We start from the raw sequence: 13,276 nt of genomic DNA on the forward strand, positions 1-13,276 counted from the left end.
GAAGCAACAGCAGAAGCCGGCCATCCGTGGGATGGCGGGGTGGGTCCGGTTGCGGGGGACGCTGCAAGTACGTCCATGTAAGCTCGGTCGCCGCATCCATGCGGCTCACGCCCCCGCAACCAGACCCACCCCGCCTTCGACAGATTTCTGCGATCTGTCGGCAAAGCCTGGGGTCAGATCCGTTTTCCAGAGGAAAACGGATCTGACCCCATTTTCTGATTTCGAAATCTGACAGACAGTCATCCACGCATGGCGCGGATCTACCGTGTCGACCAAGGTCGACACCTACCAACAGCCGCGGGACTCTGTCAGAGGTGGGTCGGCGTGGGGTGGCAGGACCGTTGGCGCCATGGATGGCGCCATCGAGCCCCCAGGGACGGGTTTACGGCGTGTCCTGCCACCCCACGCCGACCCACCCTCCCTCAGTAAACCCGCTGTTGCTGTTGCTGTTGCTGTTGCTGTTGCTGTTGCTGTTGCTGTTGCTGTTGCTGTTGCTTTCGCTTTGGCCGTTGCCGTTGCTCCGGCCTCGGCGGGTGCCGGGCGCCGCCCGGCCGTAACCCCTTACTTCTTCGCGCGCGGCTGGTTCAGCGGCTCCATCGCGCGGAAGCGCTTGCTGTACTCGTCGGTCAGGTTGCGCGATTCCAGGCTGTTGCGCACGATGCTCGGGGTCAGCAGCACGATCACCTCGGAACGGCGGCTGGAGCGGCTCTTCTGCCCGAACAGCGCGCCAACTACCGGAATACGGCTCAGGCCGGGAATGCCGCTGCTGCCATCGGTGCCCGAATCCGTGATCAGGCCAGCCAGCATGATGGTGTCGCCGCTCTGCACCGCCGCTTCGGTCGACAGCTTCTTTGTGGAAATTCGCGGGTTGCAGTTGCGCTCGGTCGGATTGCAGTTGTCGGGCACGTTCGAGGCGCTGCTCACTTCCTGCACGATATCCAGGAACACCGTGCCATCGCGGGTCACGCGCGGGCGCACCTTCAGGATCACGCCGGTGTCGATGTACTGCACCGAGCTGTAGGTGCTGGTGCCCACGCCGGTGTTCACCGTGGTGGTGTTGATCGGCACCTTGTCGCCCACGTTGAGCGTGGCCTCGGCGTTGTTGCGCACGAACACCGAAGGCGTCTGCAGCAGGCGTACATCCGTGACCTTGTCCAGCGCACTTACCACCGCCGCGCCATTGTGGCCGGTGAATGCCCAGCCCAGGCCTTCGCCGCCCGTTGCGGCACCGGCGAAGCTGCTCCACGAGCCACCCGCTGCCGCCGGCAGGGTCACGCCGCCCAATGCGCCCGTCAGGGCACGCCCGGCCACGGCATTGTCAAAGAACCAGTTCACGCCGTACTTCAGGTCGCCATCCAGCGAGACCTCGGCCACCTGGGCTTCGATGTGTACCTGCAGCGGCATCACGTCCAGCTTCTCGATCACCTCGCGGATCGAGCGCCACGCCTGCGGCGTCGAGCGCACCAGCAGGGTGTTGGTTTCCTCCACCGCCGACACGCCGACGCGGTCGCCCTCCACCTCCAGGCTGACACTGACGTTGCCGGGCTGGCGCTGCGGCAGGTTCAGGCTGCCATTGCTGCTGCCACTGCCACTACCACTGGTTCCGCCCAGCGTCGAACCCAGGTTGCTGCTGCTGTTGTCCATGCCACGGTCGCCGTCGCCGCCCAGCTGCGACGGAATGGCGCCCGGTGCCAGCGAGGCCGGGCTGGAGCCGCCGCGGTTGCCACTGCTGGCGAAGGCCTCGCTGAGGCGCTCGGCCAGGTCGCGCGCCTTGATGTAGCGCAGCTCGTAGGAGAACAGGCGGGCGCTGCCACCAGCGGTGTCGATGCGATCCAGCCACTGCTGGATCTGGTCCAGGTAGCGCACCTGCGGCGTGATCACCAGCACGGCGTTGGCATTCTCCAGCGGCAGGAAACGGAACATGCCGGCGCTGGGCGTCTTGCTCTCTTCGCCGAACACCTTTTCCAGGTCGGCCGCGACCTGCTCGGCCTTGCCCGACTGGATCGGGAACACGCCCACCGACATGCCCGACAACCAGTCGACGTCGAAGATCTCGACGGTGCGCAGGTAGTTTTCCAGTTCCGCGCGGGTACCCCCCAGGGTGATCACGTTGCGGCCACTGTCCACGTTGACGATGGCGTTGGGGCGCGCGTACGGCTCCAGCACCTTCTTCATTTCGGTGGCGGAGATGAACTGCAGCGGGACCACGCGGACTTCGAAGCCGCGCGCGCTGGCCGCGGGTGCCGTGCTTGGCGCGACCGTGCCGGCCAGCGCCTGGTCGGCGGCGACGATGTTGTAGCGCCCACCGCTGTAGACCATCCGCGCGTTGTTCCAGCCCAGCACCATCTCCAGCAGGTTCAGTGCCTGCGCCGGCGATACCGGCTTGGGCGTGGCCAGGGTGACCGTGCCCTGCACGCCTGGTGCGATCACGTAGTTCTGGCCAAGCATGTCACCAAGGATGGCCTTGACCACCGCATGCAGCGATTCGCCTTCGAAGTTGAAGGTCGCCTCGCCGGTACTGGCACCGTGCAGCGCCGGTGCCGGCGCACGCGCGGCCTCGCGGTTGATCATGGTGCCGGTGCCGCGGCGGATCACCGCCTGCGGTGCCCCCTGGCTTTCACGGGCGGCATCGGCAGCGACATCGGCCGCCTGGCCGGCGTCGGCGCTGGGCGACAGATTGCCGTTGCGCTGCACGTGCGGCGCGGACACCGTACTGCAGCCGACCAGCAGCGCGAGGGCAAAGGACCAGGGAAGAAAACGCAGGTTCATGCATTCACTCTATCGGTTGGTGCCATCGCCCGGGGGCGGCGACGGTTGTTGCTGCTGTTGCTGCAGCTGGCGGCGGCGGGCCTGGATGCGCTCGCGGATGGCCTGCATCTGCGCTTCACTGGGACCGTTGTTGTTGGCCGGTGGGGTTGTTGCAGCGGCCGCCGCAGGCGCTGGTGCATTGCCAGCGGGCGACGGCGATGGGATTGCCGCGGGCGGTGGCGGCGCCGGCGGAGCGCCCGCCGAGGGCGGCACCACGATCGCACCTGCAGGCGGTGCGCCGTTGGCACCGCGCAGCACCGTCGGCGGCTCACCGCCCTGGCCGTTGAACACCGCCAGTTCCAGGACCTGGTTGCCACCAGGGCCGATCACCGTCGCCTGGCGCGGCTGCAGCGCCACCAGCTGCCAGCCATCCACGGCTTCGCCGTTGAGGCGCAGGCGCAGCGAGCGGTTCTGTTCGGTGGTGAACGTGGCCATGCCGAAATCGCCGGTCAGCAGCACACCGGTGAGGCGCAACGCGGCGCTGGCCGCCGGTTCGCTGCCACCCAGCAGATAAGGCCGCGGCCTGCGGTCTTCGGCGAACAACGGGCGCTCACCGATCGCGCTGTAGCTGTCGGCGCTGGCCATGCGCTCGGCCGCCAGCGGCGGCAGCGATGGCAGCGATGGCGCGGCGTCGGCATCACCGCCGGCACCCGGCAGCTGGCTGCCCAGCCCGAAGCCGGTCGCCAGCCAGACGGCGGCCGCCCAACCGGCCAGCGCCAGCAGGAAGCCGGTACGCAGGCTGATCTGCTCAAGCTTCATCGGCCACCTCCTGCCCTTCGGACGGGGGCGCCGGCTGCGGCGCAGGTGCGGCCTCGGCCGGCGACGCGGACGGTGCCGGTGTCGCAGCGGGCGCCGGAACCGTGCCATCGGCGGCAGCGCCCGGCAGCAGATAGCCGGCCAGCTCGAAGGACACGTCCAGGCCCAGCCCCGATTCGTTCGGTGATTGCTGGAAGCGCTGCGCGATCAGGTTGAGGTTGTCGACGAACAGGCGTGGGCTGCCGGTTTCCAGGCTGTGCAGCACGGTGGCCAGTTCGGCCACCCCGCAGCGCAGGCGCACCTGCATGGCGACGCGCACGAACTCGGCGTCGCGCCGGTTGTCGGTCAGCGGCGTGCGGTTGCTGATGGTGCAGCTGCGGTTGCCCGGGCTGGCCATCGCCACCGCATCCTGCAGCCGGGCGCCCAATGCAGCGGCGGCAGCTTCGGCAGTGGCTTCGCGCAGGAAGCCTGGCCGCTGCTGCAGTGCCTCGCGGGTAGCGCGAAGGCGCTGTTCGATCTGCGGCTGCTGCTGCAGCTGCGCCTGCACGCGCGACTCGCGTTCGCGCAGGGCGGCGACATCGGCATCGATCGCACGCAGCGGCTGGGTGAACCAGGGGTGCACCAGCAGCAGATAGGCCAGGCCCAGCACTGCCAGCAGCAGTGCCAGCGCCAGCCAGCGGTCACGGCGTGCGCTTGGCATCGGCATCGGCCGCCTCCGGGATTGGTGCGGCGGCCGGCAACGGCTGCAGTTCGGCGGTCATGGTGAAGCGGTCGCGGCCACTGGCCGCGCCATCGGCCTGCAGCACCCCGGTCAGGTTAACCTTGCGCCACTGCGGTGCGTCCTGCAGCAGCTGCACCAGCTGCGACGCCTCGCGGCTCAGGCCGATCAGCTGCAGGTTGTTGTTCTCGATCGCCAGCTTTTCCAGGTAGGTACCTTCCGGCAGGCGCCGGGTCAGTTCGTTCCAGATTTCAACGGTGCCGGCGCGCTGGCTGCGCTGCTTCTCCAGGAATGCAGCGCCATCGATCAGCGCCTGCAGCTGCGCGCGTTCGCTGGCCACACCTCGCGCACTGCGCGCGCTGCGCTCGACCTGTGCACGCAGCTCATCGGCGGCGGCCTGGCGGTTGTCGAGCAGCTGCACCGCGGCCAGTACCAGCATCACGACGGCAGCCACTGCCAGCAGCAGGTTCCAGCGTCGCATCGGGTCTGGCCGCAGTTGGCGCTGTGCGGGCGGCAGCAGGTTCACCTGCAGCACGTTGCCCTGCGCATCGATGGCATCGACGCCCGCCAGCGCATCGGCCCATGGGCCCACACTGGTGCGCCATGCGTCCAGCTGCCGCAATGGCCACGCCACCAGTTCGACCTGCAGCTGGCCTTCGCCGCCCGCGCCGAGCTCACGCACGTCATAACTGACCTGGGATGATTCGAACGGGGTCTGCCGGTCGATCTCGAAACCGACCACGGCGCGCAGGCGGTCGGCCGCTGCGGCAGGCAGGCGCAGGCTACGCCGCAGGACGTCCGTCGCCGGCAGCAGCCACACCCGCGGCAGAGTACGCAGGCGAGGCTCCAGCACGCGGTCCAGCTCCACCGGCGACAGCGGCCACGGCAGGCGCGCCACCGCTTCGCGGCGTTCGCCGGCTTCACGCCAGACCTGCAGCTGGTCGCCCTCGTGCAGCAGCAGCAGGCGTGCCTGGCCCCAGCCCAATGCCCATTGCCAGCGCACCGGCACCCAGGCCAGCAGCGACTGCCGCCACCAGCGCAGGAAACGGCCGGCGCCCGGGCCGATCCGGCCCTGCACCTGCCGCAGACTGTCCTGCCACGCCGTCATCTTGCTGTCATTCCCTGCTCCCAGCGAAGCACTGTGTAAGTCCGCCCGGGAACCCCGCCCGAGCCACTGCGTACCACTGCCTGCAACACCGACCTGCGTCCACTGCCGTCGATGGCACCGGACTCGATACTATAGGTGCCGCTGCTGCTGGCAAGCGTTGTCGTGCCGCCAGCGGAATCTGCATCACGCTCCTGCTGTGCGCGCTGCGCCATCACGCTGTCCGCATCCAGGCCCAGCGCGGTCAGCACCGGCGCGCTGGCGAACTGCGGATCCGGCCGTGCCTGGCGGCTGTAGAGGGTCAGGTGCGGCAGCATCGCCCGGTACAGGGGTCCGCGCATGCCCAGGACCCGCTGCAGCTCGCCCAGGGTCTCGAAGCGCTTGTTGCGTGGGCCGTAGGGCAATCCGGCTGCGGCGTAGTCCGGCGCTTCGGCGCCACCGCCCGGTTGCAGCAGGCTGTCCTCGTCGCGCCAGTCGATGATGGCGCCGGCCAACTGCCGGGCCTGTGCATCGTCTTCGCCCAGCGCCTTGAGGAAGGCGGTCAGCAGTGCGGCGTCGGCCAGGTTCAGGTTGATCTTGCCGTTCTCGTCCAGCACCTTGATCTCGATGCTGGCGTCGTCGAACTGCCAGCGGTAGGTACGGCCATCGGCACGCCAGGGCGCCCGTTGCGGATCGGCTGACAGGCGCAGGAGGGCATATTCGAGGCCGGCGCGCGCACGTTCCTGCCCGCGTGCATCGTCATCCAGCACGCGCTGCTGCAGGTGCTCGACCCGTGCGCTCAGCGCGAACGCACCGACCAGCGCCGTCATCAATGCGATCAGCCACAGCACCAGCACCAATGCCGCCCCGCGCTGACGGCTCATCGCGTGCCTCCACTGCCACCGGCACGCAGCGCCACCACCAGTGGCGGCCACGGCGCGCCCCGGGATGGCACGATCTGGATTTCCACCAGCATCGGCAGGCGGCGGGTGTCATCCCAGCGCGGCAGCCAGTCGGTCACCTGCCCGGTGCTGGCATCGATGCCGCGATAGCGCAGCTGCACCGACTTCAGGTTGTCCACCAGCACCTCCAGCGGGCGCGGCGGATTCTCGGCGATGCGCTCGCCTTCCTGCAGCAGCACGAGGTCCAGCAGCAGGCGCTGTTGGCCACCGCGTCCGTCCACCTGCAGCGCGTGCAGGTAGGGGCCGCCATGGCCGAGGTAACCGGGCAGGTCGGCGGCGAACAGCATGCGTTGCTCCTCGCCCTGGAAGAAGATGGGTTCGCGGGTGGGGTCCGGGGCCTCCAGCGGGGTGCGCAGTGCACCCGCCAGCTGCCTGCGCAGCAACGACTCGACCGCGCGCATGCGTTCGCTTTCAGCGGCGATCTGCTCGCCGCGCTGGCTGACCGCCATCGCCGAGCGCACGCTGGCAAAGGCCAGTGCCAGGCCGCCGGCCAGCAGCACGGTGGCCAGCATCACTTCGACCAGGGTGAAGCCCGCGGCGCGCCGCTTCATCGCGCGTTCTCCAGGTCGGGCGGCAACAGGCGCAGGCTGCGCCAGTGCAGTTGTTCGCGCTCGCTGTCGCCCCAGCGCACCCGCAGCTGCAGCTCGGCCAGCCATGGGGTGCCCGCTGACGTGGCCTGCACGACGTTGCCGGCGCGTGGCTCGACCCACGGCTGGACCTGCAGCTCCCAGTGATAGCGCCCCTGTTCCCAGTCACCCTGCTGGCTGCCCACCTGCAGCGGCGCGTCGACACCGGCCTGGGCCAGCAACGACTGTGCATGCAGCACCGCACGCGTGCGCAGCTCGGCGTCACGTACCTGCTTCGCGCCACCGGACAGGCTGCCCAGCAGCAGGGTCAACGCCAGGCCCAGCAGGGCGAAAGCGACGATCACTTCCAGCAGGGTGAAGCCACGCGCGCGCCGCTTCATTGCGCCCGCCAGGGGCCGGAGCGGACCTCGCCGGTCAGCCAGCCGACGTCGACGCGCCATTCGGCACCGTCGCGCTGCAACCGGATACGGCCGCCGCTGGAGCCACCATCGGGATGGAACTCGATCACGCCCTGCCCCGCCGCGGTGGCCAGCTGTGCGGCACCTTCGAACTGCACCTGCAGCTGTGCCGGCACCTCACCGTGGCGCTGGTTGGCCCCCTCCCAGCGGCGCCGTGCCGGTTCGATCACGAAGCGCTGCGGTTCGCCGCGGGCGATCGCCTGCGCGCGCACCATGCGCAGCTGGCTGGCGATGTCCTTGCCGGCGCTGCGCAGCTGCATGCCGGCGAACCCGCGCGACAGGCCGGCGGCGGTGATCAGGCCGATCGCCGCAATCAATGCGATCACCAGCAGCATTTCCAGCAACGACAGTCCAGCCGCGCGCCTGCCGTGCAGGCGCGGGCGTGGCAACCGGCGCGGCAGGAAGTGCGTCATGCGCGGTTACGGCTGGTAGCGGATGTCAGCGTCGACGCTGCTGCCGCCAGCCTTGCCATCCTTGCCCAGGCTGACCAGCTCATACGGCTGGCCTTCGCCCGGCGCCCGGTACTCCAGTGCGTGGCCCCACGGGTCATTCAGGTCGGCGGGCTTGGCGTACGGGCCGAGCCAGCCGCCGACACCGGCCGGCGCCGTCACCAGGTCGTTGAGCGTGGCCGGCAGCTTGCCGGTGTCGATCTGGTAGTTGTCGATCTTGGAGGCGACGGTCTGCACCTGCGCCTTGGCGATGTTGGCCTTGCCACGGTCGGCGCCGCCCAGCACGCGGCTGGCGACCAGGGTCAGCACCGCGCCGATCAGCACGATGACGATGATGATTTCCAGCAGGCTCATGCCCGACTGGTTGCGCGCGGCGGTGAAGGAAAGGCGGATCGGTCGGCGACGGGCAATCATGGACGGTCCTTTCAGTTGCGGAGTATCGGGGTTGCAGGGAGTGCCATCGTCAACCGATGGCATTGGTCAGGTCATACAGCGGCACCAGCACGGCCACGATCACCGCGCCGACCACCGAGGCCAGCACCAGGGTGATCGCCGGCACCATCGCCGCCAGCATGCGGTCGATGCGCCGGGCGCTGTCCTGTTCGAAGGTGTCGGCGGCCTTGAGCAGCATGGTATCGAGTGCGCCGGATTCCTCGCCGACCTGGATCATCTGCAGCGCCAGGCGCGGGAACCGCTTGCCGCGCGACAGGGCCAGCGACAGGCCGGCGCCGTTCTTCACTTCATCGGCGGCCGTTTCGACGTCAGCGGCCAGGGCGCGGTTGCCCAGCACGTTGCGCGCGATGCCCAGTGCCCCCAGCAAGGGGACGCCGTTGCGCAGCAGTGTGCCCAGCGTGCGCGCCAGCCGGGCGGTTTCCAGCTCGCCGATGAGGCGACCGATGCCACGCCGCTGCAGCAGCCAGCCATCCAGCGCCAACCGGAACGCCGGTTGCCGCGCCTTGCGCTCGAAGAACAGCACCAGCACGCCGGGCACCACCAGCAGCAGCACCCACCAGTCACGCACGAACAGGCCCAGCTGCAGTACCGCGTTGGTGAACCACGGCAGCGCCACGTCCAGGCTTTCGTACATCTGCGCGAACTGCGGCACCACGTAGCCGAGCAGGAACAACAGCGCGCCACCGACCACCACCAGCAGGATCGCCGGGTAGACCAGCGCGTTGATGACCTTGCCCTGCAGCGCGCGGCTGCGCTCGAGGTAGTCGGCCAGGCGTTGCAGGGTTTCATGCAGGCTGCCACCGGCTTCGCCGGCGCGCACCATGTTCACGTACAGGCGCGAGAACAGCCCATGCTGGCGCTCCAGCGCGGTGGACAGCGGTGCGCCACCGCGCACCACGTCGCGGATGTCGGTGATCGCGCGGCGCGATCGTTCGTCCTCGGGCAACCCCAGCAGGATGGACAGCGCGCGGTCCAGCGGCTGGCCAGCACCGAGCAGGGTCGCCAACTGCTGGGTGAACTGCAGCAGCGCGGCCCCCTGCAGCGGGCGCTGCTGCAGCAGGTTGCGCCAGCTGCTGCCGCCGATCGCGCCGGCGTCGGCCAGCTGCGTCTCCATCGGCAGATGGCCCTGGTCCTGCAGGCGCGCGATCAGCTCGGCCTCGCTGGCCGCTTCCATCTGCCCATCGAAGACCTCGCCATGCGGATTGAGCGCCTTGTAGCGATAGTTCGGCATGTCAGCCCCGGCGTCCTGCACGCATCAGCTTTCCTCGGTCACGCGCAGCACTTCCTCGATGGTGGTCTGCCCGCTCAACGCCTTGGACAGGCCATCCTCGTACATGGTGCGCATGCCGGCCTCGCGGGCGATGCGCTCGATCTCGCCCATGCCATCGCGGCGCATCACCGCACGGCGCAGCGCATCGTTCATCACCAGGAATTCCATGATGGTGGTACGCCCCAGGTAGCCGGTCGGCGCCAGCGCAGACGGCTTCGGGCGATACAGGTGGATCGGCCCTTCCGGCTGCAGGCGGCGCAGTTCGAACCGCTCGATCTCTTCCGGCGAGGCTTCGTAGCGCTCGGCGTGGGTCGGCTCCAGCCGGCGTACCAGGCGCTGGGCCAGGATGCCGTTGATGGTGGACGTGAGCAGGTAGTCCTCTACGCCCATGTCGAGCAGGCGGGTGATGCCACCGGCGGCGTTGTTGGTATGCAGGGTGGACAGCACCAGGTGGCCGGTCAGCGCCGACTGGATGGCGATGCGCGCGGTTTCCAGGTCGCGCATTTCACCGATCATGATGATGTCCGGATCCTGGCGCACGATGCTGCGCAGGGCATTGGCGAAGTCGAGGCCGATCTGCGGCTTGGCCTGGATCTGGTTGATGCCTTCTATCTGGTATTCCACCGGGTCTTCGACCGTGATGATCTTGACGTCGGCGGTGTTGAGCTGGCTCAGCGCGGTGTACAGCGTGGTGGTCTTGCCCGAGCCGGTCGGGCCGGTGACCAGCAGGATGCCATGCGGCTGTTCCAGCACCTTGCGGAACTGCGGCAGGAAGGCATCGGTGAAGCCGAGCCGGTGGAAATCGAACACCACCGTTTCGCGGTCCAGCAGGCGCATCACCACGCTTTCGCCATGCGCGGTCGGTACCGTGCTCACGCGCAGGTCCAGCTCCTTGCCCTGCACGCGCAGCATGATGCGGCCGTCCTGCGGCAGGCGGCGCTCGGCGATGTTGAGCCGGGCCATGATCTTGATGCGGCTGATCACCGCAGCGGTGAGGTTGGCCGGCGGGCTTTCGCCCTCCACCAGCACGCCATCGACGCGGTAGCGGACCTTCAACCGGCTCTCGAACGGTTCGACATGGATATCCGAAGCGCGCAGCTCCACCGCACGCTGGATCACCAGGTTGACCAGGCGGATCACCGGAGCTTCCGACGCAAGGTCGCGCAGGTGCTCGATGTCGTCGACCGCACCGCCCTCGCCATCCGCGGTTTCCACGATCGCGCCCATCGCGCTGCGGCCCTGGCCGAACCAGCGCTCGACCAGGTCATCGATCTCCGCGCGCATGCCCAGCACCGGTATCACCGGAAGCCCAAGGGCCAACTGCACGGCCTGCTGTGGATAGGCGTCGTGGGCATCGGCCAGCCACAGCCGCACCCCGTGTTCATCCAACTCCAGCGGGCACACATGGAACTGCTTCAGGAAGCGCAGCGACAGCGGAAGTCCCTCGGCCAGCGCCTGCGGCGGGGCCTCCGGCACCTGCTTGCCCTCCAGCAGCGGCAGGCCCAGCACCTCAGCGCTGGCCTGTGCCTGGTCGCGTTCAGACACCAGGCCCAGGCGCACCAGCAGGCCCAGCAGACTGCCGCCGGCCTCGGCATGCAATGGCCGCGCGCGTGCCAGGTCTCCTTCCTTGAGCCGGCCGCGCGCCAGCAACGCATCCAGGATGCGGCCTTCGGCGTCGTCGGTAACGGTTGCAGCGAGCGCGTTCACGTGACTCTCCTGTCAATCGGCCCGACTTTAGCAGTTAAGCCGTGATTTCCGCCGCCCTGCGGCCACCTTTCGTAAAAAGACGAAGCCCGTCACACAGGGTGACGGGCGTCGGCCGTTCAACTACGACACGAGGTGATTACTGCGTGGCGAGAATGCTCACGCCGTTGTATGCCGCTTCGCCCACCACCTTGATGTAGTAGGTGCCCGCCACCGGCTTGTTCACCCGCACCGTTTCGGACGTGCCGGGACGGGTCGACTTGCCGTCGTTGTCGCTGGCGCTCGGCTCACGCCCCTGGGCAATGTAGACCGAGACGTTGCCGGTGCCACCGTAGGTGATCACGCTGAGCTGCTTTCCGGCGACGGCTTCGAAGCTGTACAGCTTGCTGCTGCCGGCAGCACCGTTCAGGCCGCCGACTGCGGCCTTGTTGGTCAGCGGCGTGGCCACCGGCCCGCAGTTTTCGGCGCACGGTTCTTCCAGTGCCTTGGCCAGCGCGGCCTTGGCATCGAGGATGCCGGTACCGATCGGGGTCGCCGCCGGGATGGCGACCGGGAACGGACGCGCCGTTTCCTTCAGCAGGGTACGCATCGCGGCCGGGGTCAACGGATCCTTGCCCTTGGCGATCAGTGCGCTCTGCACCAGTGCCGCAACGGCGGCCACATGCGGCGAGGCCATCGAGGTACCGCCCATGCCCATGTAGCCCGGCGTGCCCGATTCCGGCGTGGTGGCCGCATTGGAGCCGGTCTGCCAGATGTAGCCGCCCGGGTTGCCGTCGACACTGCCGCCACCGCCCGGACCGGACAGGTCCACGCGGGCTCCATAGTTGGAGTAGTAGGTGATGCCACCGGTGATGCGGGTGGCACCCACGGTCACCACGCCTTCGCAGCTGGCCGGCTGGTACTTGGACGCGTTGTCGGCTTCATTGCCGGCAGCCACCACCACCGTGGTACCGCGCGAGATCGCGCCGTTGATCGCGTCCTGGTAGGTGCTGGCGCAGGAACCACCGCCCCCCAGGCTCATGTTGATGATCTCGGCCGGATTGGTGTTGGCCGGGATGCCGGTCACGGTACCGCCGGAGGCCCAGGTCACCGCATCAGCGATGTCGGACAGGTAGCCGCCGCACTTGCCCAGCACGCGGACCGGCAGCACCTTGGCCTTGTAGGCGACACCGGCCATGCCGACGCCGTTGTTGGTCTGCTCGGCCACGGTGCCGGCGACGTGGGTGCCGTGCCAGGAACTGTCGTCGGCCAGCGAGCCGTCATAGCACTCGTTGTCGTTCTCGACCCAATCACCGTAGTCCTGCGCACCCGGCACGCGATCGTTGGTCGGGCGCCGCGAGGTCTCCGCATCGCTGATGAAGTCGTAGCCTTCCAGCAGGTTTCCGACCAGGTCCGGATGCTGCGGCAGGACGCCGGTGTCGATCACTGCCACCACGATGCCCTCGCCCTGCGAGACATCCCACGCCGCCGGTGCGTTGATGCCGCCGACAGCATTGTGCAGATGCCACTGGTTCTGCTGGTAGAAGGGATCGTTCGGCACCAGCGCCGGCTGCACGTTGCCGGCACGCAGTTCGCTGCGGCGCAGTTTCACGTCGGCTTCGGCGTACTGCACCGACGGATCGGCCTTCAGTTCCTTCAGCACGCGCTGCAGTTCGGCCGGTGCCAGGCGGCCCTGCACACGGATGAGGTCCGCACCGGTAGACAGCTTGCGGACCACCTGCGGGCCGAGCGTGCTGGCGCGTGACGTGCCGCCGGAGAGACTGGCACGGGTCAGTGCGGACTGCACGGTGGACAGCTTCGCCGAGCGGTCGGTGGCGGCAGCAGCGCCGGCCCGGTACTTGACGATGATGCGCTCGGTACCCGGCTGGGCGGTGCTGGCCTGGCGCACCGGTTCACGGGTCGGCAACCCGGCGGCGTGGACGGCACCGACCGCCGTCATCGACAGCACGGCGGCGGCAAGCACATTGATGCGAAGGTTCTGCTTCTTGATCACGTCGAATTCCTCTTCTGGGTCATGGATCGAACCA

12 protein-coding genes are annotated in these 13,276 nt (G+C 68.7%); all 12 read right to left on the minus strand.

Annotated features, from left to right (window positions below; translation table 11 throughout):
• Nucleotides 1–561: 561 nt before the first annotated feature.
• Nucleotides 562–2,769 carry a type II secretion system secretin GspD gene (gene gspD, locus J3A72_RS21690; RefSeq protein ID WP_049404733.1) on the minus strand — a complete coding sequence of 736 codons (2,208 nt, stop codon included), beginning with the start codon at nucleotides 2,767–2,769 and terminating at the stop codon, nucleotides 562–564.
• Between the two features lie 9 nt (nucleotides 2,770–2,778).
• Nucleotides 2,779–3,567: a hypothetical protein gene (locus tag J3A72_RS21695; protein WP_014645897.1), complete on the minus strand. Its 789-nt coding sequence runs from the start codon at nucleotides 3,565–3,567 to the stop codon at nucleotides 2,779–2,781.
• Nucleotides 3,557–4,264 (minus strand): type II secretion system protein GspM, encoded by a 708-nt coding sequence (gene gspM / locus J3A72_RS21700; RefSeq protein WP_229653769.1) that lies wholly within the window; start codon nucleotides 4,262–4,264, stop codon nucleotides 3,557–3,559. Before gspM ends, J3A72_RS21695 begins: the two co-directional genes overlap by 11 nt.
• The gene (locus tag J3A72_RS21705; protein WP_075076488.1) at nucleotides 4,245–5,390 is read right to left on the minus strand and encodes a PilN domain-containing protein; all 1,146 of its coding nucleotides are present in this window, start codon (nucleotides 5,388–5,390) and stop codon (nucleotides 4,245–4,247) included. Before J3A72_RS21705 ends, gspM begins: the two co-directional genes overlap by 20 nt.
• Nucleotides 5,387–6,250 (minus strand): general secretion pathway protein GspK, encoded by an 864-nt coding sequence (locus tag J3A72_RS21710; RefSeq protein ID WP_046428741.1) that lies wholly within the window; start codon nucleotides 6,248–6,250, stop codon nucleotides 5,387–5,389. The genes J3A72_RS21705 and J3A72_RS21710 overlap by 4 nt, the downstream gene beginning before the upstream one ends.
• The gene (locus J3A72_RS21715; RefSeq protein ID WP_075076487.1) at nucleotides 6,247–6,879 is read right to left on the minus strand and encodes a type II secretion system protein J; all 633 of its coding nucleotides are present in this window, start codon (nucleotides 6,877–6,879) and stop codon (nucleotides 6,247–6,249) included. The genes J3A72_RS21710 and J3A72_RS21715 overlap by 4 nt, the downstream gene beginning before the upstream one ends.
• On the minus strand, nucleotides 6,876–7,295 hold the full coding sequence (locus tag J3A72_RS21720) for a prepilin-type N-terminal cleavage/methylation domain-containing protein (protein ID WP_075076486.1): 420 nt from the start codon (nucleotides 7,293–7,295) through the stop codon (nucleotides 6,876–6,878). Before J3A72_RS21720 ends, J3A72_RS21715 begins: the two co-directional genes overlap by 4 nt.
• Entirely contained in the window at nucleotides 7,292–7,786 is a 495-nt protein-coding gene (locus tag J3A72_RS21725) for a GspH/FimT family pseudopilin (RefSeq protein WP_014645891.1), read from the minus strand. The genes J3A72_RS21720 and J3A72_RS21725 overlap by 4 nt, the downstream gene beginning before the upstream one ends.
• Before the next feature lie 6 nt (nucleotides 7,787–7,792).
• Entirely contained in the window at nucleotides 7,793–8,236 is a 444-nt protein-coding gene (gene gspG / locus J3A72_RS21730; RefSeq protein ID WP_014645890.1) for a type II secretion system major pseudopilin GspG, read from the minus strand.
• A gap of 49 nt (nucleotides 8,237–8,285) precedes the next feature.
• The gene (locus J3A72_RS21735; RefSeq protein ID WP_032956504.1) at nucleotides 8,286–9,506 is read right to left on the minus strand and encodes a type II secretion system F family protein; all 1,221 of its coding nucleotides are present in this window, start codon (nucleotides 9,504–9,506) and stop codon (nucleotides 8,286–8,288) included.
• A gap of 24 nt (nucleotides 9,507–9,530) precedes the next feature.
• On the minus strand, nucleotides 9,531–11,252 hold the full coding sequence (gene gspE / locus J3A72_RS21740) for a type II secretion system ATPase GspE (RefSeq protein WP_075076485.1): 1,722 nt from the start codon (nucleotides 11,250–11,252) through the stop codon (nucleotides 9,531–9,533).
• A 136-nt stretch (nucleotides 11,253–11,388) separates the two neighbouring features.
• Complete coding sequence (locus tag J3A72_RS21745) at nucleotides 11,389–13,242, minus strand: S8 family peptidase (protein ID WP_075076484.1); 1,854 nt, start codon at nucleotides 13,240–13,242, stop codon at nucleotides 11,389–11,391.
• Nucleotides 13,243–13,276 lie beyond the last annotated feature (34 nt).

The organism is Stenotrophomonas sp. PvP093 (genome assembly GCF_017876915.1).
Classification (GTDB): Bacteria; Pseudomonadota; Gammaproteobacteria; order Xanthomonadales; family Xanthomonadaceae; genus Stenotrophomonas; species Stenotrophomonas muris.

Bases quoted from the DNA above. Each gene is read 5' to 3' on its own strand.
- gspD (WP_049404733.1), bottom strand. From the start codon at position 2,769: ATGAACCTGCGTTTTCTTCCCTGGTCCTTTGCCCTCGCGCTGCTGGTC.
- J3A72_RS21695 (WP_014645897.1), bottom strand. From the start codon at position 3,567: ATGAAGCTTGAGCAGATCAGCCTGCGTACCGGCTTCCTGCTGGCGCTG.
- gspM (WP_229653769.1), bottom strand. From the start codon at position 4,264: ATGCCAAGCGCACGCCGTGACCGCTGGCTGGCGCTGGCACTGCTGCTG.
- J3A72_RS21705 (WP_075076488.1), bottom strand. From the start codon at position 5,390: ATGACGGCGTGGCAGGACAGTCTGCGGCAGGTGCAGGGCCGGATCGGC.
- J3A72_RS21710 (WP_046428741.1), bottom strand. From the start codon at position 6,250: ATGAGCCGTCAGCGCGGGGCGGCATTGGTGCTGGTGCTGTGGCTGATC.
- J3A72_RS21715 (WP_075076487.1), bottom strand. From the start codon at position 6,879: ATGAAGCGGCGCGCCGCGGGCTTCACCCTGGTCGAAGTGATGCTGGCC.
- J3A72_RS21720 (WP_075076486.1), bottom strand. From the start codon at position 7,295: ATGAAGCGGCGCGCGCGTGGCTTCACCCTGCTGGAAGTGATCGTCGCT.
- J3A72_RS21725 (WP_014645891.1), bottom strand. From the start codon at position 7,786: ATGACGCACTTCCTGCCGCGCCGGTTGCCACGCCCGCGCCTGCACGGC.
- gspG (WP_014645890.1), bottom strand. From the start codon at position 8,236: ATGATTGCCCGTCGCCGACCGATCCGCCTTTCCTTCACCGCCGCGCGC.
- J3A72_RS21735 (WP_032956504.1), bottom strand. From the start codon at position 9,506: ATGCCGAACTATCGCTACAAGGCGCTCAATCCGCATGGCGAGGTCTTC.